Consider the following 23,997-nt stretch of genomic DNA (forward strand, 5'->3'; position numbering starts at 1 on the left):
TGGCGTACGCGCGGGGGCGGAGGCCTCAGGCGGTGCGCCGCAGCAGCGCCAGGTACATCGCGTCGGTGCCGTGCAAGTGCGGCCAGAGCTGCACGTCGGGGCCCTCGCCCAGGGCGGGGACGCCGGGCATCAGGGGGCGGGCGTCCAGGAGTTCGGCGCCGCCGTCGCGCTTGAGGACGTCGTCGACGACGGCACGCGTCTCGGCCAGGTGCGGCGAGCAGGTCGCGTACGCCACGACACCGCCGACGCGCACCGACTCCAGGGCGGTCCGCAGCAGGGCCCGCTGGAGCGGCGCGAACCCGTCGAGGTCCGCGGGGCGGCGGCGCCAGCGCGCCTCGGGGCGGCGGCGGAGCGCGCCGAGCCCGGTGCAGGGCACGTCGACCAGGACCCGGTCGAAGGAGCCGGGACGCCACGGCGGACGCGTCCCGTCGGCGGCGATGACCTGGTACGGGCCGGGGTTGCCGGCCAGCGCCTTGGCGACCAGCCCGGCGCGGTGCGGCTGCTTCTCGGAGGCGAGCAGGGTCGCGCCCCGCTGCGCGGCCAGCCCGGCGAGCAGCGCCGCCTTGCCGCCGGGGCCGGCGCAGGCGTCGAGCCAGCGGCTGTCCGAGCCCTCCAGCGGGGCGCCGGCGAGGGCGAGCGCCACCAGTTGGCTGCCCTCGTCCTGCACCCCGGCGTCACCCTCGCGGACGGCGTCGATGGCCCCGGGCTCGCCGCCCTCGGTGAGCCGCACGGCATACGGCGACCAGCGGCCCGGCAGGGCGCGGTCCGGGCCGAGGCCGTCGAGCAGGGAGTCGGCGGTGGCGCGGCCCGGGCGGGCGACGAGGGTGACCTCGGGCCGCTCGTTGTCGGCCTCCAGCAGGTCCTCGATGCCGGCGCGGGGGCCGCCGAGGGAGTCCCACAGCGCGGAGACGACCCAGCGCGGATGGGAGTGGACGACGGCGAGGTGGTCCTCGGGGTCCTGGTCGTAGGGCGGCGCGACCCGCTCCAGCCAGCCGTCGAGGTCGTCGGCGGTGACGCGGCGCAGCACGGCGTTGACGAACTTGGCGCGGCCGTCGCCGAGGACGACGCGGGCCAGCTCCACGGTGGCGGAGACCGCGGCGTGGCTCGGGATGCGGGTGCCGAGGAGTTGGTGGGCACCGAGTGAGAGGACGTCGAGGACCGGCGGGTCGACCTCGCGCAGCGGCCGGTCGACGCAGGCCGCGATGATCGCGTCGTAGGTGCCCTGGCGGCGCAGAGTGCCGTAGACGAGTTCGGTGGCGAGGGCGGCGTCCCGGGCCTCGAAGGTGTCGGGGTGGTCCTCACGCGCCTTGCGGAGCAGGGCGGGCAGCACCAGGTTGGCGTAGGCGTCCCGTTCGTCGACGGCGCGCAGCGCCTCGAAGGCGAGGATGCGCACCGGGTCCTTCTTGGGTCGGCGGTAGGGCTTGCCGGTCTTACGGGGACGCCGGGACGGCTGGTCGGTCAAAGGTGCTCCGCTGTCGCATGGTCACTGGTTCACCGCTCCGCCGCACGGACCGGCACGCCGCCGCGCCCGGCGGTGCCTGTCCGCCTGTCCGGCGGGGGCGCCACGGGCGCGGTCCTGTCCCCCTCAGCGTACGTCGGCCGCGCCGAGGCGCTCACCCGGGGCGATCCGGACGCCACGCGCCCAGTCGGCGGCCCGCATCGGCTTCTTGCCCTGCGGCTGGACCCACAGGAGTTCGACGGCGTGCGAACCGGTACCGGCGTGCACGTGGTTCTTGCCCACGGCCAGGCCGCCCGGGGCGAGGCCGTCCTCGCCGGGCAGCGGGCGGACCGCGACGAGCTTGAGCCGTTCCCCCCGGAAGACGGTCCACGCGCCGGGAGCGGGGGTGCAGCCGCGCACCACCCGGTCGACGCGGAGCGCGGGCGCGGCCCAGTCGACCTGGGCGTCCTCGACGGTGAGCTTGGGAGCGAGGCTGACTCCGTCGGCGGGCTGCGGTGCGGCCTGCAACGTGCCGTCCTCGATACCGTCCATGGTCGCCGCGAGCAGACCCGACCCGGCGAAGGCCAGGCGGGTGAGCAGGTCGCCGCTGGTGTCGGTGGGCCGGACCTCCTCGGTGACGGTGCCGTAGACGGGGCCGGAGTCCAGACCCTCCTCGATGAGGAAGGTGGAGGCGCCGGTGATCTCGTCCCCGGCCAGGACCGCGTGCTGCACGGGGGCCGCGCCGCGCCAGGCGGGGAGCAGTGAGAAGTGCAGGTTGACCCAGCCGCGGGCCGGGATGTCCAGGGCCACCTTGGGCAGCAGCGCGCCGTAGGCGACGACCGGGCAGCAGTCGGGGCTGATCTCCCGCAGCCGGGCCAGGAACTCCTCGTCCCTCGGCCGGTTCGGCTTCAGCACCTCGATGCCGGCCTCCTCGGCGCGCTCCGCGACCGGGCTGGCGACCAGCCGCCGGCCGCGCCCGGCCGGGGCGTCGGGCCGGGTGACGACGGCGACCACCTCGTGCCGCTCCGAGGCGATCAGGGCGTCCAGAGCGGGAACGGCGACCTCGGGGGTGCCGGCGAAGACGAGCCTCACGGTGGGGATACCTCGCTATGTCGTACGGGCGGAGCCACGGCGCCCCTCCCGGCGGGCACGCCTGGCGGGGAGCCGCGCCAGTCTAGGCCGCACGGCGCCGGCGACGCTTGCCCGGGGCGCACCGCCGGGCCCCGTACCACCAGGTGTGCCCGTCCTCCCCGATCTCCGCGCCCTCTCCCGGACACGCGCACAACTCCCCTGCCCCTCGGGGGCGTACGCGGCCTCGTGCGCCCCGCGTCTCGACACATACGCCCTGGGGCGTGACCACTCAGGGCGCCGGGCGTTGGTCAAGGCGAGTTGACTTCCACGGGCCTTCGCCAGTGGCCCGTCTCCCTCCATCCCACCGCCCGTTCGAGAGGCTTGTTCATGGCCGACCACGCAACCCACGACGCACAGGCACGGGCCAGCCTGCACCTGCTGGTGCGGGACATCGAGCGGGTCCGCCGCCAGGTGGACGCGCTCCGCACCCTCACCGCCCAGCTGGGCAACGTCTACCGCCCCCGCCGCACCGGCCCCGCCACCGGCTTCGTCGTCTACGGCCGGGCCCCCGCACCCACCGTGCGCCTGGCCCAGGAGCTGCGGGACAGCGTCGAGACCCTGGTCACCGCCGCCGTGGACTTCGACCGCTCCCTCGGCTTCTCCTGGGACGCGGTCGGCTCCGCCCTCGGGGTGACCAAGCAGGCGGTCCACCGCCGCTACGGCGCCCGCCGCGCCACCGTCCAGGCCGCCGCCGAGGCGGAGCGCGCCGGCGAGACCTCCACCTCCACCCGCCCGGTCCCCCTCAACACCGGCCTCCCCACGATCCCGGCGGCCCGCTCCATGCCCACCCAGCCCACCGCCGCCCCCACGGTCCGCCCCAACGCCCTCCCCGGGCCCCGCCACGGCTGACCGGCCACTGACTCGCTGCCCCCGTCCCGACAGGCGGGGGCAGCGGTGTGTGTAGGGGCGGGCCGGGCACGGGCCCCGCCCGGCCCGGCCCGGTCGCGTGCGCCCGGAACCCGCCGCCACGCGTCCGTCATCCCGACAGCCGACCCGGGCCCCTCCGTGCCGAACCGGGGCCGAGCGACCTGGGCCGTCCGCCCACGCGTCATCCGTCTCGTCCTCGCGGAAGGGGAGCGCGGGTCCAGCGGCGCACCGGTCGTCGGCCAGGCGCGGGGCGCACCCCCGGGACAGGCTGGAGCAGCCTCCCTGCCCCGCACTTCCCCCCTCGGCAAGTCCCCGCACCGATCCGGTTCCACGGCACCGGCGGCCCCTCACGCACCAGCCCTCACCCGATATCCGGTGGATCAACCCGCACCCGCACCGGTGCCCTTCCTCCACGAGCCATCCGCGCCGCCTGCGCCGTCTTCAGCGCCTGCGCCAGCGCCATACCGCTCCCGGGCGGCACCCGTACCAGCGCACGCACCTGCGGCCCCTCCGCCACACGCCCACGCCCCGGCTCAGCGGACTCGTGCAGCGGGACCGGGCCCAGGATCTCCGCGTCCGGCGGGAGGCCGACGGCACCGAGGAACTCCGCCACCGCCGCCTGCGGCCCGGCCACCGCCGCCATCCGGGAGACGGGCGGGAAGCCCAGCTCGGACCGGTCGGCGTACTCGCGCAGGGCATAGCCGACCGGGTCCCAGCGGACCAGGGCCTGTACGGGGGCGAGCGTCGGCTCCGCGACGATCACCACGGTGCCGCCCGCCGACTGGCCGCGCACCAGCGCCGAGGCAGACATCCAGCGCCACAGGGCCGTCTCGCCGGCCCGCAGGTCGGGGCGGTTGAGCAGAGCCCAGCCGTCGAGCAGGACCGCCGCCGCGTAACCGCCCTCGGCGACCGGTTCGGCGCCCGGGGTGGAGACGACCAGGGCGGGGGCGGCGTCCACGGTGTCCAGCACCTGTTCGCGGCCGGAGGTGCGCACCGGGACGGACGGGAAGGCCCGGCCCAGTTCCTCCGCGGTCCGCCGCGCCCCGGTGACCTGGGCGCGCAGCCGGAACCCGCCACACTCCTCGCAGTGCCAGTCGGCCTCCGGGCGCCCGCACCAGGCGCAGTGCAGCAGGGAGGACTCGGCCGCCTGGAGCGGGCCCGCGCAGTACCGGCAGCGGGCGGGCTCCCGGCACCGCTCGCAGGCCAGCCGAGGCACGTAACCGCGCCGGGGCACCTGGACGAGAACCGGGCCCGCGCGCAGCCCGTCGCGCAGCGCCTGCCAGGCGAGGGAGGGCAGCCGGGCGGTGCGGGCCGCCGCGTCGCGGGCGAGGTCGTGGTCGGCGATGGTCCTCACCCGGGGGGCGGCGGCCCGGGTGACCGCGCGGTCGGCGGCGACGGGCACCGCCCAGCCGCTGTCGACGAGCTGGGCCGCTTCGACGGTGCAGCTCACCGAGCCGAGCAGCACGGCGCAGTTCTCGTGGGCGGCCCGCAGCATCAGCACGTCCCGGGCGTGCGGCTGGGGGGCGTGCTGTTCGCTGTGGTTCTCGTTGCCGTCGTCCCAGAGGGCGACCAGGCCGAGGTCGCGGACGGGCGCGAACATGGCGGCGCGGGTCCCGACCACGGCCCGTACCGAGCCGCGGTGCACGGAGAGCCACTGGCGGTACCGCTTCTGGGGGCCGGCGTCGGCCGTCAGCAGCGTGTGGTGGCCCTTGCCGAGCAGCGCCGTGAGCGCCGCGTCCACCCGCGCGGCGTGCCGCCCGTCGGGCAGGACCACGAGGGCTCCGCGGCCCGAGGCCAGCGTCGCGGCCACGGCTCTGGCCAGCTCCTCGGCCCACTGCGGGCCGGGCAGCGCGGTCCACACCGCCCTCGGCGCCCCGCCCCGGGCCAGCTCGGCGAGGAGCCCGGGCCCGGCCGGTCCGTACCGCTCCCAGCTCCCCGCCTCCGGTGCGGTCGGCGGGGGCAGGGGTTCCGGGGACGCCGCCGCCTCGGCCTTGGCGTTCCTCGGCGGCACCGCGAGCTGCAGGACGTCGGCGAGGCTGCCCGCGTACCGGTCGGCCACGGCGCGGGCGAGGCCCAGCAGCTCCGGGGTGAGCACCGGTTCGGGCGAGACCACCTGGGCGAGCGCGGCCAGCGGCCCGTCGTAGTCCGACTCGGCCAGCCGGTCCACGATGAAGCCGCTGATCAGCCCGCCGCCCTCGCGCCGCCCCGCGTGCACCCGGCCGGCCCCGGCGGAGAACCGCACGCGCACCCGCACCCCCGGCTGCGCCTCGGCGTCCAGCTCCTTGGGCACCGCGTAGTCGAAGTAGCGGTCGAGGTGCAGCACGCCCTTGTCCACCACGACGCGCGCCACCGGCAGATGCTCCGCGACATCGGCACCGCGCCAGGTCCGCGGCTTCGCCTTCGGCGCCTTGGCCTGCCGCGCCATCTCCCGGACCAGCGCCAACTGCTCCGGCTCCCTCCCGGACCGCTCCCCGGCCCCCGCATCCTCGCTGCTCACGCCTGCATTCCTACCAGACGGCCCGGACATCGCCCGGGGGCCTGGGCGGGCACCCCTGGCTCACACGCCGCCGGGGCATGGCCGAGGCCCGGCCCCCCGAAGGGAGCCGGGCCTCGGTCACATCACCAGGTGCGGGTCAGACTCCCGCGGCCTTCCGCAGGGCCTCCACGCGGCTCGGCTGCTCCCAGGTGAACTCGGGCAGGGCGCGGCCGAAGTGGCCGTAGGCGGCCGTCTTCGCGTAGATGGGGCGGAGGAGGTCGAGGTCGCGGATGATCGCGGCCGGGCGGAGGTCGAAGACCTCGCTGATGGCGCTCTCGATCTTCTCGGGGTCGACGGTGGCGGTGCCGAAGGTCTCCACGAAGAGGCCGACCGGCTCGGCCTTGCCGATGGCGTAGGCGACCTGGACCTCGCAGCGCGAGGCCAGACCGGCGGCGACGACGTTCTTGGCGACCCAGCGCATGGCGTAGGCGGCCGAGCGGTCGACCTTGGACGGGTCCTTGCCCGAGAAGGCACCGCCGCCGTGGCGGGCCATGCCGCCGTAGGTGTCGATGATGATCTTGCGGCCGGTGAGGCCGGCGTCGCCCATCGGGCCGCCGATCTCGAAGCGGCCGGTCGGGTTGACCAGCAGGCGGTAGCCCTCGGTGTCGAGCTTGATGCCGTCGTCCAGGAGCGCCTTCAGCTCCGGCTCCACGACGAACTCGCGGATGTCGGGTGCCAGCAGCGAGTCGAGGTCGATGTCGGAGGCGTGCTGCGAGGAGACGACGACCGTGTCGAGGCGGGCGGCCTTGTCACCGTCGTACTCGATGGTGACCTGGGTCTTTCCGTCCGGGCGCAGGTACGGGATGGTGCCGTTCTTGCGGACCTCGGAGAGGCGGCGCGAGAGCCGGTGCGCCAGGTGGATCGGCAGCGGCATCAGCTCGGGCGTCTCGTCGCAGGCGTAGCCGAACATCAGGCCCTGGTCGCCCGCGCCCTGCCGGTCCAGCTCGTCCTCGTCACCCTCGACCCGCTGCTCGTACGCGGTGTCGACGCCCTGCGCGATGTCGGGCGACTGGGAGCCGATGGAGACGGAGACACCGCAGGAGGCGCCGTCGAAGCCCTTCTTGGAGGAGTCGTAGCCGATCTCCAGGATCTTCTCGCGCACGAGCTGCGCGATCGGCGCGTACGCCTTGGTCGTGACCTCACCGGCGACGTGCACGAGGCCGGTGGTGATCAACGTCTCCACGGCGACGCGGGAGGAGGGGTCCTCCCGCAGCAGCGCGTCGAGGATCGTGTCGCTGATCTGGTCAGCGATCTTGTCGGGGTGACCCTCGGTCACGGACTCCGAGGTGAAGAGACGGCGGGACACATCGCTCCCTGTGGTTGCAGCGGCTGCTGGCTGATCATGGCCGGACCGTCCGGGAGCTGCGCCCGGCACGGTCCGACGGCAGTTTATCGGTCACAGCGCGCCGACGGGCCAGTTGTCTCGCCTCTTGGGAGCTCTGTGACCAGCGGCACGGCCTTGATCGATACGGAATACCCTCCTCACGGTCGGCCATTCGTACCGTTTGCGCCAGGTTCGGCAGACCCGGTGGGGGGATCTTGGCACTCACCTCAGGCGGTTGGCCACCAGGTCCCACACCGTGTCGGCGAGGTTCTCCTTACGGCCGTACGGAACGGGCGTCTCACCGCCGTCCGCGGCGAGCACCACGGCCTCGCTCTCCTCGGCCCCGAAGGTCTTGTTCTCGCCGACCTCGTTGACCACCAGCAGATCGCAGCCCTTGCGGCGGAGCTTGGCCCGGCCGTTGGCGAGGACGTCGTCGGTCTCGGCCGCGAAGCCGACGATCAGTTGGCCGGGGCGGGCCCGGTCGGCGGCCAGCTCGGCGAGGATGTCCGGATTACGGACGAGCGCGACCGGCTCGGGCTCCTTGCCGTCCTGCTTCTTGATCTTCCCGGCGGCGTACGCGGCGGGCCGGAAGTCGGCCACGGCCGCCGCCATCACGACGGCGTCGGCGTGGGTGGCGGCCTGCCGGACGGCGTCGCGCAGCTCCATCGCGGTGGTGACGTGGACGACGTCGACCCCGGCAGGGTCGGGCAGGGCGGCGTTGGCCGCGAGCAGCGTCACCCGGGCGCCCCGGGCGGCGGCGGTGCGGGCCAGGGCGTACCCCTGCTTGCCGGAGGAGCGGTTGCCTAGGAAGCGGACCGGGTCGAGCGGCTCGCGGGTGCCGCCGGCGCTGACGACGACGTGCCGCCCGGCCAGGTCGCGGTCGGCGGCGCCGCGCTCGCCCACCCGCAGGCAGAGCTCGTAGATCTCGCCGGGGTCGGGCAGCCGCCCCTTGCCGCTGTCGGCCCCGGTGAGGCGGCCGACGGCCGGTTCGATGACGACGGCCCCGCGGCGGCGCAGGGTGGCGACGTTCTCCCGGGTCGCGGGGTGCTCCCACATCTCGGTGTGCATCGCGGGGGCGAAGACCACCGGGCAGCGGGCGGTCAGCAGGGTGTTGGTGAGGAGGTCGTCGGCGAGGCCGTGGGCGGCCTTGGCGAGGACGTCGGCGGTGGCCGGCGCGACGACGACGAGGTCGGCCCGCTGGCCGATGCGGACGTGCGGGACCTCGTGCACCTCGTCCCACACCTCGGTGGAGACGGGCTGCCCGGAGAGGGCCGACCAGGTCGGGGCGCCGACGAAACGGAGCGCGGACGCGGTGGGCACCACCCGGACGGTGTGGCCGGCCTCGGTGAACCTGCGCAACAGCTCGCACGCCTTGTAGGCGGCGATGCCGCCGGTGACCCCGAGGACGACCCGCAGTCCGCCCTTGCCGCCGTCCCGCGTCCCGCCCGCTGCCGCCACGTCGTCCGCCACCACGTCTCCTCGCCTGTCGGTCTCGGCTCCGGGTGCCGTGTCCCCGGCACCGGGCCCGGGCCCCGGGTGCGGGGCCGCCTGGCACCCTATGACACACCACGGGCCCGGCAGCGGTGCTGCCGGGCCCGTGGTGGTGTGCGTGTGCGGTGGTACTGCCGACGGGTGTTACTGGGCGGGGCCCTCGACGGCCTCGGAGGTCAGCAGGCCCGCGTTGATCTCGCGGAGCGCGATCGACAGGGGCTTCTCGTGCACGTGGGTGTCCACCAGCGGACCGACGTACTCCAGCAGGCCCTCGCCGAGCTGCGAGTAGTAGGCGTTGATCTGACGGGCGCGCTTGGCCGCGTAGATCACGAGGCTGTACTTGGAGTCCGTGGCCTCAAGCAGCTCGTCGATCGGCGGGTTGATGATGCCCTCGGGCGTGGTGATGGGAGAGGACACTCTCTAGCCTTCCGAAGAAACTTCTGGGGGACTGCCCCCGTCGCGGTCCGGTCTCCGGCGTCGCCCGCCGGGGCGGGGCGTCGGGGTCAGGTGCCGCACGGACGGTGGGGCAGCGGATCACCATGAATCATGCGATGGATCAGGCAATCTCCATCAAGGCTAGCAGCTCGACGGCCACCGTCTCGACGGAGGTGTTGACCAGGGTGGTGTCGAACTCCGCCTCGGCGGCCAGTTCGATCCTGGCGGCCGCCAGACGGCGCTCGATCACCTCGGCCGACTCGGTACCGCGCCCGGTGAGGCGGCGGACCAGCTCTTCCCAGCTCGGCGGGGCGAGGAAGACCAGCTGCGCGTCGGCCATGGACTCCTTGACCTGCCGGGCGCCCTGGAGGTCGATCTCCAGCAGGACCGGCTCACCGGCCTCCAGGCGGTCGAGCACGGCGCGCCGGGGGGTGCCGTAGCGGTTCCCGGCGAACTCGGCCCATTCGAGCAGTTCGCCGTTGGCGATGAGCTTGTCGAACTCCTCGTCGGAGACGAAGAAGTACTGGACTCCGTGCTCCTCGCCCGGTCGGGGCTTGCGCGTGGTGGCGGAGACCGAGAGCCAGACCTCGGGGTGCTCCTTGCGCATATGGGCGACGACCGTGCTCTTGCCGACCCCGGAGGGGCCGGAGAGCACGGTCAGTCGCGGACGTGCGTCCGGGGGTACGGGGGCGGTCCCCCGGGGTGTTGCAGCCATGAGGCGATTATTCCAGCTTCCCGGCCGGGACCGGAAAGCAGGCTCGCGTCAGGCCGGGGAGCCCCCGAACTCCCGCTCCAGGGAGGCGATCTGGTTGGAGCCGAGGCCGCGCACGCGGCGGCTCTCGGAGATACCGAGCCGCTCCATGATCTGCCGGGCCCGGACCTTGCCCACGCCCGGGAGCGATTCGAGGAGGGCGGAGACCTTCATCTTGCCGATGACGTCGTTCTCCTGGCCCTGCTTGATGACCTCGTGCAGCGAGGCGCCGGAGTGCTTGAGTCGATTCTTGACCTCGGCCCGCTCCCGGCGAGCCGCGGCGGCCTTTTCGAGCGCGGCTGCGCGCTGTTCGGGGGTAAGGGGCGGAAGAGCCACGCCTACGTCACCTCGGATGTCGAACTGTCGGATACGAATCCGGCGCAGGACCGATCGGTCCCCCACCGGGGCTGAACGGAGCAACGCGCTTGCTCCGTCGCTCTCGGTGGAGACTAGCGGCCATGGCGTCCCGAGTCAGCGAGAACAGTCGAAAAGTCCTGGTCAGGATCGTCAAGCGGTCCCAGGTATGCGACATTCGCGACATAAGGGCCGAGAATTTCGGGGTGACGGGCGCCGTGTCGCGTCGACAACGCGTCAACGGGGCGTCGGCGAACAGCCTCCCGGCGATGCGGAATCGCCGTCAGGGGTCTTCCCATCGCGTTTTTTGGTTGAACTTTGCAGTTGCGGGGCGCGGACCGGGCGGACCGGCCATCCCATCCGGACGCCGGGGCACCCCCGTGGGACCGCCGGCGGCCGGCCCCACGGGGTGCCGGTCACCCCACTGCGGCCCGGATCTCGCCGGCGAACCGCTCGGCGGCCCCGCGCAGCGCGGCGGCGTCGGGCCCGTGGCGCAGGACGCCGCGGCTGACGTTGGGCACGACGAGGCGGGCGGCCGGGCCGAAGACCTTCGGCAGATCGGCCGGCGTCGCCCCCTGCGCCCCGATGCCGGGGGCCAGCAGGGGCCCGCCGATCTCCAGGTCGTACGAGGAGAGGTCGCCCAGGGTCGCGCCGACCACCGCGCCGAAGGAGCCCATCGGGGCGCCGCCCTGGTTGTCGCGGGAGAGGTGGGCCAGGATCGTGGCGCCCACGGTGCGGCCGTCGGGGCGCACCGCGTGCTGGACCTCGGCGCCCTCCGGGTTGGAGGTGAGGGCGAGCACGAACAAGCCGCTGCCGGACTCGCGGGCCAGTTCCACGGCGGGGGCGAGGGAGCCGTAGCCGAGGTAGGGCGAGACGGTGAGGGCGTCGCTGAAGAGGGGGGCGCCGGGGCTCAGGTAGGTCTGGGCGTAGGCGGTCATGGTGGAGCCGATGTCGCCGCGCTTGGCATCCATGATCACCAGGGTCCCCGCGTCCCGCAGTTCGGCGACGGCGCCTTCGAGGACGGCCAGGCCCCGCGAGCCGAACCGCTCGAAGAAGGCGCTCTGCGGCTTCACCGAGGCGACGTGCCCGGCGAGCGCGTCGACGCTGGCCCGGGTGAACGCGGCCAGCCCCGCGACATCGTCCCCGAGCCCCCAGTCGGCGAGGAGCGAGGGGTGCGGGTCGATGCCGACGCAGAGCGGCCCGTACGTGTCCATGGCGCGGCGCAGCCGGGTGCCGAAGGGGACGGGGACGGCGGGCGGGGTCGTCGTCATGCGGCGTCCTTCCGGGTGTCGGCGCCGACGGCTTCGGCGAGGGTGGCGTGGGGGCTGGCTGCCAGGAGCCGGGCCAGGCCCCGGTGGACGGCGCGGGCGTAGCCGGGGCCGGTGTAGATGAAGGCGCTGTAGCCCTGGACCAGGGTGGCGCCGGCGAGGATGCGCTGCCAGGCGTCCTCGGCCGTCTCCACGCCCCCGACGCCGACCAGGGTGAGGCGGTCGCCGACGCGGGCGTACAGGCGGCGCAGCACCTGGAGGGAGCGGGCCTTGAGGGGCGCGCCGGAGAGGCCGCCGGTCTCCGCGACCAGGGCGGGGCCGGCGGTGAGGCCCAGGCCCTCGCGGGCGATGGTGGTGTTGGTGGCGATGATGCCGTCCAGGCCGAGTTCGACGGCGAGGTCGGCGACGGCGTCGACGTCCTCGTCGGCGAGGTCGGGGGCGATCTTGACCAGCAGCGGGACGCGGCGGCCGGGGACCGAGCGGTCGGCGGCCTCGCGGACGGCGGTGAGCAGCGGGCGCAGGTGGCCGACGGCCTGGAGGTCGCGCAGGCCGGGGGTGTTGGGCGAGGAGACGTTGACGACGAGGTAGTCGGCGTGGGCGGCGAGCCGCTCGGTGGAGGTGACGTAGTCGGCGACGGCCTCGTCCTCGGGGACGGCCTTGGTCTTGCCGATGTTGACGCCGACGGTGGTGCGGAAGACGGGGCGGCGTCCGCTGAGGCGGGCGGCGACGGCCGCGGAGCCCTCGTTGTTGAAGCCCATGCGGTTGATCAGGGCGCGGTCCTCGACCAGGCGGAAGAGGCGCTTCGGCGGGTTGCCCGGCTGGGCCTGCCCGGTGACGGTGCCGATCTCGACGTGGTCGAAGCCGAGCATGGCCATGCCGTCGACGCCGACCGCGTTCTTGTCGAAGCCGGCGGCGAGGCCGAAGGGGCCGTGCATACGCAGGCCGAGCGCCTCGGTCCGCAGCTCCTGGTGGCGGGGCGCGAAATAGGCGGCGGCGAAGGTCCGCAGCACCGGGACGCGGGCGGCGAGCCGGATCCAGCGGAAGGCGAGGTGGTGGGCGCGCTCGGCGTCCAGGCGCCGGAAGAACAGGCGGAAGAAGAGCGGGTACATGCGGGAGTGTCCTCGTCAGGGGCGGGGCCGGGCCTCATGAAGAGGGGGACACCGTTTCCGGTGTCCCCCTCGGGGCGGTCAGCGGGCGGCGGTGAGCCGCTCGGCGTGTTCCTGGAGGGAACAGACGCCGACGTCGCCGTGGTGCAGCGCGTCGATGCCCTGGACGGCGGCGGCCAGCGCCTGGACCGTGGTCAGGCACGGCACCGCCCGGGCGACGGCCGCGGTGCGGATGTCGTAGCCGTCGAGCCGGCCGCCGGTGCCGTACGGGGTGTTGACGATGAGGTCGACCTCGCCGGCGTGGATCAGCTGGACGATGGTCTTCTCGCCGTTCGGTCCCTCGCCCTCGGAGTGCTTGCGGACCACGGTGGCCTTGATGCCGTTACGGCCGAGCACCTCGGCGGTGCCGGAGGTGGCGAGCAGTTCGAAGCCGTGGGCGACCAGTTCCCGGGCGGGGAAGATCATCGACCGCTTGTCCCGGTTGGCGACCGAGATGAAGGCGCGCCCCTTGGTGGGCAGCGGGCCGTACGCCCCGGCCTGGGACTTGGCGTAGGCGGTGCCGAAGACCGCGTCGATGCCCATGACCTCGCCGGTGGAGCGCATCTCCGGGCCGAGGACGGTGTCCACGCCCCGGCCGTGGATGTCGCGGAAGCGGCTCCACGGCAGGACGGCCTCCTTGACGGAGATCGGCGCCTCGGCCGGCAGGGTGCCGCCGTCGCCGGTCGCCGGGAGCAGGCCCTCGGCGCGCAGCTCGGCGACGGTGGCGCCGAGCGAGATGCGGGCCGCGGCCTTGGCGAGCGGCACCGCGGTGGCCTTCGAGGTGAAGGGCACGGTCCGCGAGGCGCGCGGGTTGGCCTCCAGGACGTAGAGGATGTCGCCGGAGAGGGCGAACTGGATGTTGATCAGTCCGCGGACGCCGACGCCCTTGGCGATGGCCTCGGTGGAGGCGCGCAGCCGCTTGATGTCGTAGCCGCCGAGGGTGATCGGGGGCAGGGCGCACGCCGAGTCGCCGGAGTGGATGCCGGCCTCCTCGATGTGCTCCATGACGCCGCCGAGGTACAGCTCGGTGCCGTCGTAGAGGGCGTCCACGTCGATCTCGATGGCGTCGTCGAGGAAGCGGTCGACCAGGACCGGCCGCGAGGGGCTGATCTCGGTGGACTCCTCGATGTACGCGGCGAGCCGGGCCTCGTCGTAGACGATCTCCATGCCGCGGCCGCCCAGGACGTAGCTCGGGCGGACCAGGACCGGATAGCCGATCTCGTCGGCGATGGCCTTGGCCTCGCCGAAGGTGGTGGCGGTGCCGTGCTTGGGGGCGGGCAGCCCGGCCTCGTCGAGGACCCGGCCGAAGGCGCCGCGGTCCTCGGCGGCATGGATCGCCTCGGGCGGGGTGCCGACGACGGGCACGCCGTTGTCCTTGAGGGCCTGGGCGAGGCCGAGCGGGGTCTGGCCGCCGAGCTGGACGATGACGCCCGCGACGGGTCCGGCCTGCTGCTCGGCGTGGACGATCTCCAGGACGTCCTCCAGGGTGAGCGGCTCGAAGTAGAGCCGGTCGGAGGTGTCGTAGTCGGTGGAGACGGTCTCCGGGTTGCAGTTGACCATGACGGTCTCGTACCCGGCGTCGGAGAGCGCGAAGGAGGCGTGGACGCAGGAGTAGTCGAACTCGATGCCCTGGCCGATGCGGTTCGGGCCGGAGCCGAGGATGATCACGGCCGGCTTCTCGCGGGGCGCGACCTCGCTCTCCTCGTCGTAGGAGGAGTAGAAGTACGGCGTCTTCGCGGCGAACTCGGCGGCGCAGGTGTCGACCGTCTTGTAGACCGGGCGGACGCCGAGGGCGTGCCGGACCTCGCGGACGACGTCCTCGCGCAGGCCGCGCAGGGCGGCGATCTGGCTGTCGGAGAAGCCGTGGCGCTTGGCGTGGGCGAGCAGCTCGGGGGTGAGCTCGCGGGCCTCGGCCAGTTCGTCGGCGGTCTCCTTGATGAGGAAGAGCTGGTCGGTGAACCAGGGGTCGATCTTCGTCGCGTCGAAGACCTCCTCCTGGGTGGCGCCGGCCCGGATGGCCTCCATGACGCTGTTGATGCGGCCGTCGGTGGGGCGGACCGCCTCGCGCAGGAGCGCGTGCTTGTCGCCGGTGGGGCCGGTGAAGGCGAACTGGCTGCCCTTCTTCTCCAGTGAGCGGAGCGCCTTCTGGAGCGCCTCGGTGAAGTTCCGGCCGATGGCCATGGCCTCGCCCACCGACTTCATGGTGGTGGTGAGGGTGGCGTCGGCGGAGGGGAACTTCTCGAAGGCGAAGCGGGGGGCCTTGACGACGACGTAGTCGAGCGTCGGCTCGAAGGAGGCCGGGGTCTGCTCGGTGATGTCGTTGGGGATCTCGTCGAGGGTGTAGCCGACGGCGAGCTTGGCGGCGATCTTGGCGATCGGGAATCCGGTCGCCTTGGAGGCGAGCGCCGAGGAGCGGGAGACGCGCGGGTTCATCTCGATGACGATGATCCGGCCGTCCTCGGGGTTCACCGCGAACTGGATGTTGCAGCCGCCGGTGTCGACGCCGACCTCGCGGATGATCGCGATGCCGATGTCGCGCAGCCGCTGGTACTCGCGGTCGGTGAGGGTCATGGCGGGGGCGACGGTGATGGAGTCGCCGGTGTGCACGCCCATCGGGTCGAAGTTCTCGATGGAGCAGACGACCACGACGTTGTCGTTGCGGTCGCGCATCAGCTCCAGCTCGTACTCCTTCCACCCGAGGATCGATTCTTCGAGGAGCACCTCGGTGGTGGGCGAGAGGGTCAGGCCCTGCCCGGCGATGCGGCGCAGCTCCTCCTCGTCGTGGGCGAAGCCGGAGCCGGCGCCGCCCATGGTGAAGGAGGGGCGGACGACGACCGGGTAGCCGCCCAGTTCCTCGACGCCGGCGAGGACGTCGTCCATGGAGTGGCAGATGACCGAGCGGGCGGACTCGCCGTGGCCGATCTTCCCGCGGACGGCCTCGACCACGTCCTTGAAGAGTTCGCGGTCCTCGCCCTTGTTGATCGCCTCGACGTTGGCGCCGATCAGCTCGACGCCGTACGTGTCGAGGACCCCGGCGCCGTGCAGGGAGATCGCGGTGTTGAGCGCGGTCTGGCCGCCGAGGGTGGGCAGGAGGGCGTCGGGGCGCTCCTTGGCGATGATCTTCTCGACGTACTCGGGGGTGATCGGCTCGACGTAGGTGGCGTCGGCGATCTCCGGGTCGGTCATGATCGTCGCCGGGTTGGAGTTCACCAGGATGACGCGCAGGCCCTCGGCCTTGAGCACGCGGCACGCCTGGGTTCCGGAGTAGTCGAACTCGGCTGCCTGGCCGATGACGATCGGGCCTGAGCCGATGACCAGGACGGACTGGATATCGGAGCGCTTAGGCACGCTGGCCCTCCATCAGGGTGACGAAACGGTCGAAGAGGTAGGCGGCGTCGTGCGGGCCGGCCGCTGCTTCGGGGTGGTACTGGACGGAGAAGGCGGGCCGGTCGAGCAGGCGCAGGCCCTCCACCACGTTGTCGTTGAGGCAGACGTGGGAGACCTCGGCGCGGCCGTAGGGGGTCTCGGAGACCTTGTCGAGAGGCGCATCGACGGCGAAGCCGTGGTTGTGCGCGGTGACCTCGACCTTGCCGGTGGCGCGGTCCTGGACGGGCTGGTTGATGCCCCGGTGGCCGTACTTCAGCTTGAAGGTGCCGAAGCCGAGGGCGCGGCCGAGGATCTGGTTGCCGAAGCAGATGCCGAAGAGCGGCGTGGAGCGCTCCAGGACGGCGCGCATCAGCGCGACCGGGTGGTCGGCGGTGGCCGGGTCGCCGGGGCCGTTGGAGAAGAAGACGCCGTCGGGGTCGACGGCCCAGATGTCCTCGGCGGTGGCGGTGGCGGGCAGCACGTGCACCTCGATGCCGCGCTCGGCCATCCGGCGCGGGGTCATGCCCTTGATGCCGAGGTCGACGGCGGCGACGGTGTACTTCTTCTCGCCGATCGCCGGGACCACGTACGCCTGCTCGGTGGCGACCTCGGCGGCGAGGTCGGCGCCCTTCATCTGGGGGGCCTCGCGGACCCGCTCCAGCAGGGCGGCCTCGTCGGCGAGCTGCTCGCCGGAGAAGATGCCGACGCGCATGGCACCGCGCTCGCGCAGGTGGCGGGTGAGGGCGCGGGTGTCGATGCCGCAGATGCCGACGACGCCCTGGCGCTCCAGCTCCTCGTCGAGGGAGCGCTGGGAGCGCCAGTTGGAGGCGCGGCGGGCGGGGTCGCGGACGACGTAGCCGGAGACCCAGATCTTGCGGGACTCGGGGTCCTCGTCGTTGACGCCGGTGTTGCCGACGTGCGGGGCCGTCATGACGACGACCTGGCGGTGGTAGGAGGGGTCGGTCAGAGTCTCCTGGTAGCCGGTCATGCCGGTGGAGAACACCGCCTCACCGAAGGTCTCCCCCACGGCCCCGTAGGCGCGGCCGCGGAAGGCGCGGCCGTCCTCCAGGACGAGTACGGCGGGAGCCTGGCCGGCTCCCCGGGTGGAGGTCGTCATCGTGCGATGCCTTCCGTCGTGCGGTCATGGTGCGGGTGGGGGGCTGTGGACGCGGCGGCGGCGTCCTCGGCCTCCAGGGTGCCGAGGGCCTTGACCCAGGCGGGGTGCTCGGCGGCGCGGTCGGAGCGGAAGCCGGAGTCGAGCACCTGGTCCCCGTGGGCCCAGGTGACGACCAGCAGGCCGCCCTCGGGCAGGACCTTGCCGGCGATGCCCTTGTCGAGGCGGGCGCCGAGGATGGACTCGGCGGGGACGAAGAAGTCCGCGGCGCCGGGGCGGACCACGTCGAGCCCCTCGGGGTGCAGGGTCAGCTCGGCGCGGCTGCGGGTGCCCAGGCCCCGGGCGACGATGCGGTCCAGCCACTGCCCCGCGGTGGTGGAGCCGTGGTAGCGGCCGGTCAGGGTGAGGGTGGCCGGAGCGAGGTCCTCGGGCGTGGTGCGCAGCTCGGGCAGGCCGGACTGGAGGGTGCCGCGCCACTTCCAGCCTTCGCGCATCAGCCAGTAGACGAGGGCGACGAAGAGGGCGAGGCCGACGAGCCAGCCGATGCGCGCGGCCCAGTCCGTCACCTCCGCCGACTTCTGTTCGGCGGCCAGAGTCATCAGTGCAGGTGTCACGCCAGCTTCCCGTCCACTACCGTTGCCCGGCCCCGCAGGAAGGTGTGGGTGACGCGTCCCGGCAGCTCACGGCCCTCGTAGGGGGTGTTGCGGCTGCGGGAGGCGAAGCCCGCGGGGTCCACATCTCCACGGTAAGCCGGATCGACCAGGGTGAGGTTGGCGGGCTCCCCCTCGGCGACCGGCCGGCCCTGCCCGGCGAGGCGGGAGATGGCTGCCGGACGGAAGGACATCCGGTCGGCGACGCCGGCCCAGTCGAGCAGCCCGGTGTCGACCATCGTCTGCTGGACCACGGAGAGGGCGGTCTCCAGGCCGACCATGCCCATGGCCGCGGCGGGCCACTCGCAGTCCTTGTCCTCGTGGGGGTGCGGGGCGTGGTCGGTGGCGACGCAGTCGATGGCGCCGTCGGCCAGCGCGGCGCGCAGGGCCAGCACGTCGGCCTCGGTGCGCAGCGGCGGGTTGACCTTGTAGACCGGGTTGTAGGTGCGCACCAGTTCGTCGGTGAGGAGCAGGTGGTGGGGGGTGACCTCGGCGGTGACGTTCCACCCCTTGGACTTGGCCCAGCGGACGATCTCCACCGAGCCGGCGGTGGAGAGGTGGCAGATGTGCACGCGCGAGTCGACGTGGGCGGCGAGCAGCACGTCGCGGGCGATGATCGACTCCTCGGCGACCGCCGGCCAGCCGCCGAGGCCGAGTTCGGCGGAGACGGCGCCCTCGTTCATCTGGGCGCCCTCGGTGAGCCGGGGCTCCTGGGCGTGCTGGGCGATGACGCCGTCGAACGCCTTCACGTACTCCAGGGCGCGGCGCATGATCACCGCGTCGTGGACGCACTTGCCGTCGTCGGAGAAGACCCGGACGCCGGCGGCCGAGTCGTGCATGGCGCCCAGTTCGGCCAGGTGCTTGCCCTCCAGGCCGACGGTGACGGCGCCGACCGGCTGCACGTCGCAGTAGCCGGACTCCTTGCCGAGCCGCCAGACCTGCTCGACCACGCCGGCGGTGTCGGCGACGGGGAAGGTGTTGGCCATGGCGTGCACGGCGGTGTAGCCGCCGGCGGCGGCGGCGCGGGTGCCGGTGAGGACGGTCTCGGAGTCCTCACGGCCGGGTTCGCGCAGGTGGGTGTGGAGGTCGACCAGGCCGGGGAGGAGGACCAGGCCCTCGGCCTCGACGACCTGGGCGCCCTCGGCGTCGAGGCCGCTCCCGACGGCGGCGATGGTCTCACCGTCGATCAGGACGTCCTGGGGTGCGCCGCCGAGCAGGCGCGCCCCGCGGATGAGCGTCTTGGTGCGGGCGGTCATGATGCGGGGTTCTCCTCGGTGGCGGGGGCGGGGCGGTTCTGGGCGATGGCGGGCTCGTTCCCGCCCAGCAGCAGGTAGAGCACGGCCATCCGCACGGAGACGCCGTTGGTGACCTGCTCGACGGCGGTGCAGCGCGGTGAGTCGGCGACCTCGGCGGTGATCTCCATGCCGCGGACCATCGGGCCGGGGTGCATGACGACGGCCTCGGCGGGCATCTTCGCCATCCGCTCCCCGTCGAGCCCGTACCGGCGGGCGTACTCGCGCTCGGTCGGGAAGTACGCGGCGTTCATCCGTTCACGCTGCACCCGCAGCATCATCACGGCGTCGGACCGGTCGAGCACCTTGTCGAGGCTGTACGAGACCTCGCAGGGCCAGCTCTCGACGCCGACCGGCAGCAGGGTGGGCGGGGCGACGAGGGTGACGTGGGCGCCGAGGGTGTGCAGCAGGTCGACGTTGGAGCGGGCGACGCGGCTGTGCAGGATGTCGCCGACGATGGTGACCCGGCACCCGGCCAGGTCCTGGCCGAGGCCGGTGTCGGGCCCGACCAGGCGGCGGCGCAGGGTGAAGGCGTCCAGCAGGGCCTGGGTGGGGTGCTGGTGGGTGCCGTCGCCGGCGTTGACGACGGCGGCGTCGATCCAGCCGGAGGTGGCGAGCCGGAAGGGCGCGCCGGAGGCGCCGTGCCGGATGACGACGGCGTCGACGCCCATCGCTTCCAGGGTCTGGGCGGTGTCCTTGAGCGACTCGCCCTTGGAGACCGAGGACCCCTTGGCGGTGAAGTTGATGACGTCGGCGGAGAGGCGCTTCTCGGCGGCCTCGAAGGAGATCCTGGTCCGCGTCGAGTCCTCGAAGAAGAGGTTGACGACGGTCCGGCCGCGCAGGGTGGGCAGTTTCTTGATCGGCCGGTCGGCTACCCGGGCCATCTCCTCGGCGGTGTCGAGGATCAGGACGGCGTCGTCGCGGGTGAGGTCGGCGGCCGAGATGAGGTGGCGCATCATCGGTGGGCTCCGTGCGTTCGGGAGGTTTCGGGCATGCGGGGACACCCTGGTCCGGCTGCCGTCCCGCGCGCGGGCGCGTGCGGCGGCGGGGACCGCGGTGGGGTGCTAGTTGCCGCCTGCCGGGGCGGGGGCGGAGGGTCCGGCACCGAGCAGGACCGCGTCGCGGCCGTCCTCCTCGGCGAGCTGGACCTTGACCGTCTCCCGCAGCGACGTGGGGAGGTTCTTGCCGACGTAGTCGGCGCGGATCGGCAGCTCGCGGTGGCCGCGGTCGACGAGGACGGCGAGCTGCACGGCACGGGGCCGGCCGATGTCGCCGAGGGCGTCGAGGGCGGCACGGATGGTGCGGCCGGAGAAGAGCACGTCGTCGACGAGGACGACCAGGCGCCCGTCGATCCCGTCGGCGGGGATCTCGGTGCGGCCGATGGCCCGGGCGGGCTTCAGCCGCAGGTCGTCGCGGTACATGGTGATGTCCAGCGAGCCGGCCGGTACGGGGCGCGAGGTGATCTCGGCGAGCTTGTCCGCCAGCCGCTCGGCGAGATGGACGCCGCGGGTGGGGATGCCGAGCAGGACCACGTCGTCGGCGCCTTTGGCGCGTTCGACGATCTCGTGGGCGATGCGGGTCAGGACCCGGCCGATGTCGGGGCCTTCGAGAACGGGGCGGGCCTCGTGCGGCCCGGGGTTCTTGGGGGTGGTGGCGTTCACAGGGAACGGACCTCCTTCTCCGCCTCACAGGACGGTTCTTAAAGGACGTCGGGAAGTGCGTCGTCCACGGTACCAGCGGCCGGAACGCGCCTGGTCACCACCCCGGCCCAACGCGGACGGCCGGGTCCGGGAGACCCTGGGGTCCCCGTCCCACTACGGGCCGGAAGGCCCCGAGACCCGCCCTCGGAGCCCTCGGCACCACCGTTCGGCTTGACGCAGCCAAGTAACGCTGCGTAACCTCACAGTGAGTTACCAGTCTTCGTCCGGGGAGCCACATGTCCAGCGAATACGCAAAACAGCTCGGGGCCAAGCTCCGCGCCATCCGCACGCAGCAGGGCCTTTCCCTCCACGGCGTCGAGGAGAAGTCCCAGGGCCGCTGGAAGGCGGTCGTGGTCGGTTCGTACGAGCGCGGGGACCGCGCCGTCACCGTGCAGCGGCTCGCCGAGCTCGCGGACTTCTACGGCGTCCCCGTGCAGGAACTGCTGCCGGGCACGACCCCCGGCGGCGCGGCCGAGCCCCCGCCGAAGCTCGTCCTCCAGCTGGAGCGCCTGGCCAACGTCCCGCCGGAGAAGGCGGGCCCCCTCCAGCGGTACGCGGCGACCATCCAGTCGCAGCGCGGGGACTACAACGGCAAGGTCCTCTCCATCCGCCAGGACGACCTGCGCACCCTCGCGGTGATCTACGACCAGTCCCCCTCGGTCCTCACCGAGCAGCTGATCAGCTGGGGCGTCCTCGACTCCGACGCCCGCCGCGCGGTCGCCCACGAGGACAGCTGACCGCACCGCGGCAGTGAGGTCATACGCCTGAGGGCGGCTCCGGGAGTTCCCGGAGCCGCCCTCAGGCGCGTTCTGGCCGCGGTGTGCGGCTCCCGGACGGCGGGAGCCCGCGGCCGTGACGGCTGCGGGCTCTCGCGGTGTGCGGGGGGGGGATCAGCCGCGGCGCAGGCCCGGCTTCAGCTCCTTGAAGCGGGCGAGCAGGCCGTTGACGAAGGCCGGGGAGTCGTCCGTGGAGAACTCCTTGGCCAACTGGACGGCCTCGTCCAGCACGACGGCGTCGGGGGTGGTGTCGACCCAGATCAGTTCGTAGGCGCCGAGCCGCAGGATGTTGCGGTCGACGACGGGCATCCGGTCGAGGGTCCAGTCGACGGCGTACTGCGAGATGAGTTCGTCGATGCGCCGCTCGTGCTCGGCGTACCCCTCGACGAGTTCCATCGTGTACTCGCTGACCGGCGGCTGCCGGGTGTCGGAGCGTGCGTGCCGAATCCAGTCCGCGAGGACGGTCAGCACGTCGGTGGAGCGCTGATCGGCCTCGAAGAGGATCTGGAAGGCGCGCTTGCGGGCCGTATTGCGAGCAGCCACGGTTAGCTGTTCACCCGGCCGAGGTAGTCGCTGGAGCGGGTGTCGACCTTGATCTTCTCACCGGTGGTGATGAAGAGCGGGACGTTGATCTGGTAGCCCGTCTCCAGGATCGCCGGCTTGGTGCCGCCGGTGGAGCGGTCGCCCTGGACGCCCGGCTCGGTCTCCTTGATGACCAGCTCGACGGCGGCCGGCAGCTCCACGAAGAGCACCTCGCCCTCGTGCTGGGCGACGGTCGCCTCGAAGCCCTCGATGAGGAAGTTGGCGGCGTCGCCGACGGCCTTGCGGTCGACGTGCAGCTGGTCGTAGGTCTCCATGTCCATGAAGACGAAGTAGTCGCCGTCCATGTACGAGAACTGCATGTCGCGCTTGTCGACGGTGGCCGTCTCGACCTTGACGCCGGCGTTGAAGGTCTTGTCGACGGTCTTTCCGGACAGCACGTTCTTCAGCTTGGTGCGCACGAAGGCAGGGCCCTTGCCGGGCTTGACGTGCTGGAACTCGACTACGGACCAGAGCTGGCCCCCGTCGAGCTTGAGCACCATGCCGTTCTTGAGGTCGTTCGTGGAAGCCACGTTTGCGGTATCTCCTGGACGAATGGGTGTCTCCCCCCTGACCTGTCGGTCAGCGGGGAGCTGGTGGGACCTCGGGTGCACGCACAGGCCGGGGCTAGAGCGCGAGCAGCTCCTTGGTCGTGATCGTGAGTAGCTCAGGTCCGCCGTCCGCCTCGGGGCGCACGACGAGCGTGTCGTCGATCCGGACTCCGCCCCGGCCCGGGAGGTGGACTCCCGGTTCGACGGTGACCGGCACACGAGCGTCCAGTTTACCCATGGCCGCAGGGGCGATCTGCGGGTCCTCCACGTTTTCCAGGCCGACGCCGTGCCCGGTGACGGGGGCGAGCCCCTCGGTGTACCCCGCGCCGGTGAGCACCTGGCGGGCGGCCCGGTCGACGTCGCGGCAGGCCGCGCCGGGTGCGAGGGCCTCCCGGCCGGCCCGCTGGGCGGCGAAGACCAGGTCGTACAGCTCCACCTGCCAGTCCGCCGGGGTGGTGCCGATGACGAAGGTCCGGCCGATCGCGCAGCGGTAGCCGCGGTAGACCGCGCCGAGGCCCACGGTGAGGAAGTCGCCCTCCTCGACCCGGCGGTCGGTGGGCCGGTGGCGGGCCAGGCCCGCGTTGGGCCCGGCCCCCACCGAGCTGGCGAAGGCCGGCCCGTCGGCGCCGTGGTCGATGAGGCGGCGCTCCAGCTCCAGGGCGAGGTGGCGCTCGGTGCGGCCGACCAGGATGGACTCCAGGAGTTCACCGAGGGCCTGGTCGGTGATCTCGGCGGCGATCCGCAGGCAGGAGATCTCCTCCTCGTCCTTGACGTACCGCAGTTGCTCGACGGCCCCGCCCAGGTCGGTGAGGACGATACCGGGGGCGGCGGAGGCCATCGTCCGGTGCCGGGCCACCGTCAGGTCGTGCTCCTCGACCGCCACGGGACGGTCGCCCCGGCGCAGCGCGAGGGTGGCGGCGGCCACCGCCGGGTCGGCGCCGGGTCCGTCCAGGAGCTGGAGCCTGAGCGCCTCGTCGGGCCTGCCCTCCTCGGGCCGCACGCCGGGCTGGACGGCGCACAGCAGCACGTCGGCGCCGGGTTCGTGGGCGCCGAGCAGCAGGGCGGCCCGTTCGGGGGCGGTGCCGGTCAGGTAGCGGATGTTGGCCGGGCGGGAGACCACGGCGGCGGCGTCACCGGCCGCCGCGCAGCGCTCCCGCAGCCGCTGCCTGCGGGCTTGGTACACGTCGTACGCATGCGGAGCCTCGGACATGTTCCGAGCCTACGAGCGG

21 protein-coding genes are annotated in these 23,997 nt (G+C 73.3%); 2 read left to right on the forward strand and 19 right to left on the reverse strand.

Features of this window, described 5'->3' with window-relative positions; genetic code table 11:
• Nucleotides 1–25: 25 nt before the first annotated feature.
• Both ACSLIC_RS02450 and fmt read right to left on the reverse strand, forming a co-directional pair.
• A complete protein-coding gene (locus tag ACSLIC_RS02450; RefSeq protein WP_436736020.1) occupies nt 26–1,462 on the reverse strand; it encodes an RsmB/NOP family class I SAM-dependent RNA methyltransferase in 1,437 nt (478 codons plus the stop codon).
• A 123-nt stretch (nt 1,463–1,585) separates the two neighbouring features.
• Nucleotides 1,586–2,530: a methionyl-tRNA formyltransferase gene (gene fmt, locus ACSLIC_RS02455; RefSeq protein WP_436736021.1), complete on the reverse strand. Its 945-nt coding sequence runs from the start codon at nt 2,528–2,530 to the stop codon at nt 1,586–1,588.
• Nucleotides 2,531–2,896: 366 nt separating this feature from the next.
• Between fmt and ACSLIC_RS02460 the strand changes: the two genes are divergently transcribed.
• Nucleotides 2,897–3,418, forward strand: a complete 522-nt coding sequence (locus tag ACSLIC_RS02460) for a hypothetical protein (RefSeq protein WP_436736022.1) — start codon at nt 2,897–2,899, stop codon at nt 3,416–3,418.
• A 379-nt stretch (nt 3,419–3,797) separates the two neighbouring features.
• Here the strand turns inward: ACSLIC_RS02460 and ACSLIC_RS02465 are convergent, their stop codons facing one another.
• The 14 genes from ACSLIC_RS02465 to pyrR form a co-directional block, all read right to left on the reverse strand.
• Nucleotides 3,798–5,933 carry a primosomal protein N' gene (locus ACSLIC_RS02465; RefSeq protein WP_436736023.1) on the reverse strand — a complete coding sequence of 712 codons (2,136 nt, stop codon included), beginning with the start codon at nt 5,931–5,933 and terminating at the stop codon, nt 3,798–3,800.
• Nucleotides 5,934–6,069: 136 nt separating this feature from the next.
• Nucleotides 6,070–7,278, reverse strand: a complete 1,209-nt coding sequence (gene metK / locus ACSLIC_RS02470) for a methionine adenosyltransferase (RefSeq protein WP_436736024.1) — start codon at nt 7,276–7,278, stop codon at nt 6,070–6,072.
• A 240-nt stretch (nt 7,279–7,518) separates the two neighbouring features.
• On the reverse strand, nt 7,519–8,766 hold the full coding sequence (gene coaBC, locus ACSLIC_RS02475; protein ID WP_436736025.1) for a bifunctional phosphopantothenoylcysteine decarboxylase/phosphopantothenate--cysteine ligase CoaBC: 1,248 nt from the start codon (nt 8,764–8,766) through the stop codon (nt 7,519–7,521).
• Nucleotides 8,767–8,931: 165 nt separating this feature from the next.
• Entirely contained in the window at nt 8,932–9,204 is a 273-nt protein-coding gene (rpoZ, locus tag ACSLIC_RS02480) for a DNA-directed RNA polymerase subunit omega (protein WP_023420371.1), read from the reverse strand.
• 139 nt (nt 9,205–9,343) lie between these two features.
• The gene (gene gmk / locus ACSLIC_RS02485; protein WP_436736026.1) at nt 9,344–9,937 is read right to left on the reverse strand and encodes a guanylate kinase; all 594 of its coding nucleotides are present in this window, start codon (nt 9,935–9,937) and stop codon (nt 9,344–9,346) included.
• 48 nt (nt 9,938–9,985) lie between these two features.
• Nucleotides 9,986–10,309, reverse strand: coding sequence for an integration host factor (locus ACSLIC_RS02490; RefSeq protein WP_436736027.1), 324 nt, complete (start codon nt 10,307–10,309; stop codon nt 9,986–9,988).
• Nucleotides 10,310–10,743: 434 nt separating this feature from the next.
• A complete protein-coding gene (gene pyrF, locus ACSLIC_RS02495) occupies nt 10,744–11,598 on the reverse strand; it encodes an orotidine-5'-phosphate decarboxylase (protein WP_436736028.1) in 855 nt (284 codons plus the stop codon).
• Entirely contained in the window at nt 11,595–12,704 is a 1,110-nt protein-coding gene (locus tag ACSLIC_RS02500) for a quinone-dependent dihydroorotate dehydrogenase (RefSeq protein WP_436736029.1), read from the reverse strand. The genes pyrF and ACSLIC_RS02500 overlap by 4 nt, the downstream gene beginning before the upstream one ends.
• 78 nt (nt 12,705–12,782) lie before the next feature.
• On the reverse strand, nt 12,783–16,088 hold the full coding sequence (carB, locus tag ACSLIC_RS02505; RefSeq protein ID WP_436736030.1) for a carbamoyl-phosphate synthase large subunit: 3,306 nt from the start codon (nt 16,086–16,088) through the stop codon (nt 12,783–12,785).
• On the reverse strand, nt 16,081–17,223 hold the full coding sequence (gene carA, locus ACSLIC_RS02510; protein WP_436736031.1) for a glutamine-hydrolyzing carbamoyl-phosphate synthase small subunit: 1,143 nt from the start codon (nt 17,221–17,223) through the stop codon (nt 16,081–16,083). Before carA ends, carB begins: the two co-directional genes overlap by 8 nt.
• Nucleotides 17,220–17,819, reverse strand: coding sequence for a hypothetical protein (locus ACSLIC_RS02515; RefSeq protein WP_436740253.1), 600 nt, complete (start codon nt 17,817–17,819; stop codon nt 17,220–17,222). Before ACSLIC_RS02515 ends, carA begins: the two co-directional genes overlap by 4 nt.
• A gap of 11 nt (nt 17,820–17,830) precedes the next feature.
• Nucleotides 17,831–19,126, reverse strand: a complete 1,296-nt coding sequence (locus tag ACSLIC_RS02520; RefSeq protein ID WP_436736032.1) for a dihydroorotase — start codon at nt 19,124–19,126, stop codon at nt 17,831–17,833.
• Nucleotides 19,123–20,121 carry an aspartate carbamoyltransferase catalytic subunit gene (locus ACSLIC_RS02525; RefSeq protein WP_436736033.1) on the reverse strand — a complete coding sequence of 333 codons (999 nt, stop codon included), beginning with the start codon at nt 20,119–20,121 and terminating at the stop codon, nt 19,123–19,125. Before ACSLIC_RS02525 ends, ACSLIC_RS02520 begins: the two co-directional genes overlap by 4 nt.
• A gap of 105 nt (nt 20,122–20,226) precedes the next feature.
• Nucleotides 20,227–20,823: a bifunctional pyr operon transcriptional regulator/uracil phosphoribosyltransferase PyrR gene (gene pyrR / locus ACSLIC_RS02530; protein ID WP_436736034.1), complete on the reverse strand. Its 597-nt coding sequence runs from the start codon at nt 20,821–20,823 to the stop codon at nt 20,227–20,229.
• A 275-nt stretch (nt 20,824–21,098) separates the two neighbouring features.
• Here pyrR and bldD point away from each other — a divergent pair, with 275 nt between their 5' ends.
• Nucleotides 21,099–21,599, forward strand: a complete 501-nt coding sequence (bldD, locus tag ACSLIC_RS02535) for a transcriptional regulator BldD (RefSeq protein ID WP_003947032.1) — start codon at nt 21,099–21,101, stop codon at nt 21,597–21,599.
• 153 nt (nt 21,600–21,752) lie between these two features.
• Here the strand turns inward: bldD and nusB are convergent, their stop codons facing one another.
• The 3 genes from nusB to ACSLIC_RS02550 all read right to left on the reverse strand — a co-directional run bounded on the left by nusB (nt 21,753) and on the right by ACSLIC_RS02550 (nt 23,978).
• Nucleotides 21,753–22,181 (reverse strand): transcription antitermination factor NusB, encoded by a 429-nt coding sequence (gene nusB / locus ACSLIC_RS02540; RefSeq protein WP_436736035.1) that lies wholly within the window; start codon nt 22,179–22,181, stop codon nt 21,753–21,755.
• Between the two features lie 2 nt (nt 22,182–22,183).
• Nucleotides 22,184–22,750, reverse strand: a complete 567-nt coding sequence (efp, locus tag ACSLIC_RS02545) for an elongation factor P (protein ID WP_436736036.1) — start codon at nt 22,748–22,750, stop codon at nt 22,184–22,186.
• A 94-nt stretch (nt 22,751–22,844) separates the two neighbouring features.
• Entirely contained in the window at nt 22,845–23,978 is a 1,134-nt protein-coding gene (locus tag ACSLIC_RS02550) for an aminopeptidase P family protein (RefSeq protein ID WP_436736037.1), read from the reverse strand.
• Nucleotides 23,979–23,997: the final 19 nt, after the last annotated feature.

This window comes from Streptomyces sp. BBFR102 (assembly GCF_051397025.1).
GTDB lineage: Bacteria > Actinomycetota > Actinomycetes > Streptomycetales > Streptomycetaceae > Streptomyces.

Excerpts from the sequence above, each read along its gene's own strand:
- ACSLIC_RS02460 (WP_436736022.1), top strand. The coding sequence starts at position 2,897 with ATGGCCGACCACGCAACCCACGACGCACAGGCACGGGCCAGCCTGCAC.
- gmk (WP_436736026.1), bottom strand. The coding sequence starts at position 9,937 with ATGGCTGCAACACCCCGGGGGACCGCCCCCGTACCCCCGGACGCACGT.
- pyrF (WP_436736028.1), bottom strand. The coding sequence starts at position 11,598 with ATGACGACGACCCCGCCCGCCGTCCCCGTCCCCTTCGGCACCCGGCTG.
- ACSLIC_RS02500 (WP_436736029.1), bottom strand. The coding sequence starts at position 12,704 with ATGTACCCGCTCTTCTTCCGCCTGTTCTTCCGGCGCCTGGACGCCGAG.
- carA (WP_436736031.1), bottom strand. The coding sequence starts at position 17,223 with ATGACGACCTCCACCCGGGGAGCCGGCCAGGCTCCCGCCGTACTCGTC.
- ACSLIC_RS02515 (WP_436740253.1), bottom strand. The coding sequence starts at position 17,819 with ATGACTCTGGCCGCCGAACAGAAGTCGGCGGAGGTGACGGACTGGGCC.
- ACSLIC_RS02520 (WP_436736032.1), bottom strand. The coding sequence starts at position 19,126 with ATGACCGCCCGCACCAAGACGCTCATCCGCGGGGCGCGCCTGCTCGGC.
- ACSLIC_RS02525 (WP_436736033.1), bottom strand. The coding sequence starts at position 20,121 with ATGATGCGCCACCTCATCTCGGCCGCCGACCTCACCCGCGACGACGCC.
- bldD (WP_003947032.1), top strand. The coding sequence starts at position 21,099 with ATGTCCAGCGAATACGCAAAACAGCTCGGGGCCAAGCTCCGCGCCATC.
- ACSLIC_RS02550 (WP_436736037.1), bottom strand. The coding sequence starts at position 23,978 with ATGTCCGAGGCTCCGCATGCGTACGACGTGTACCAAGCCCGCAGGCAG.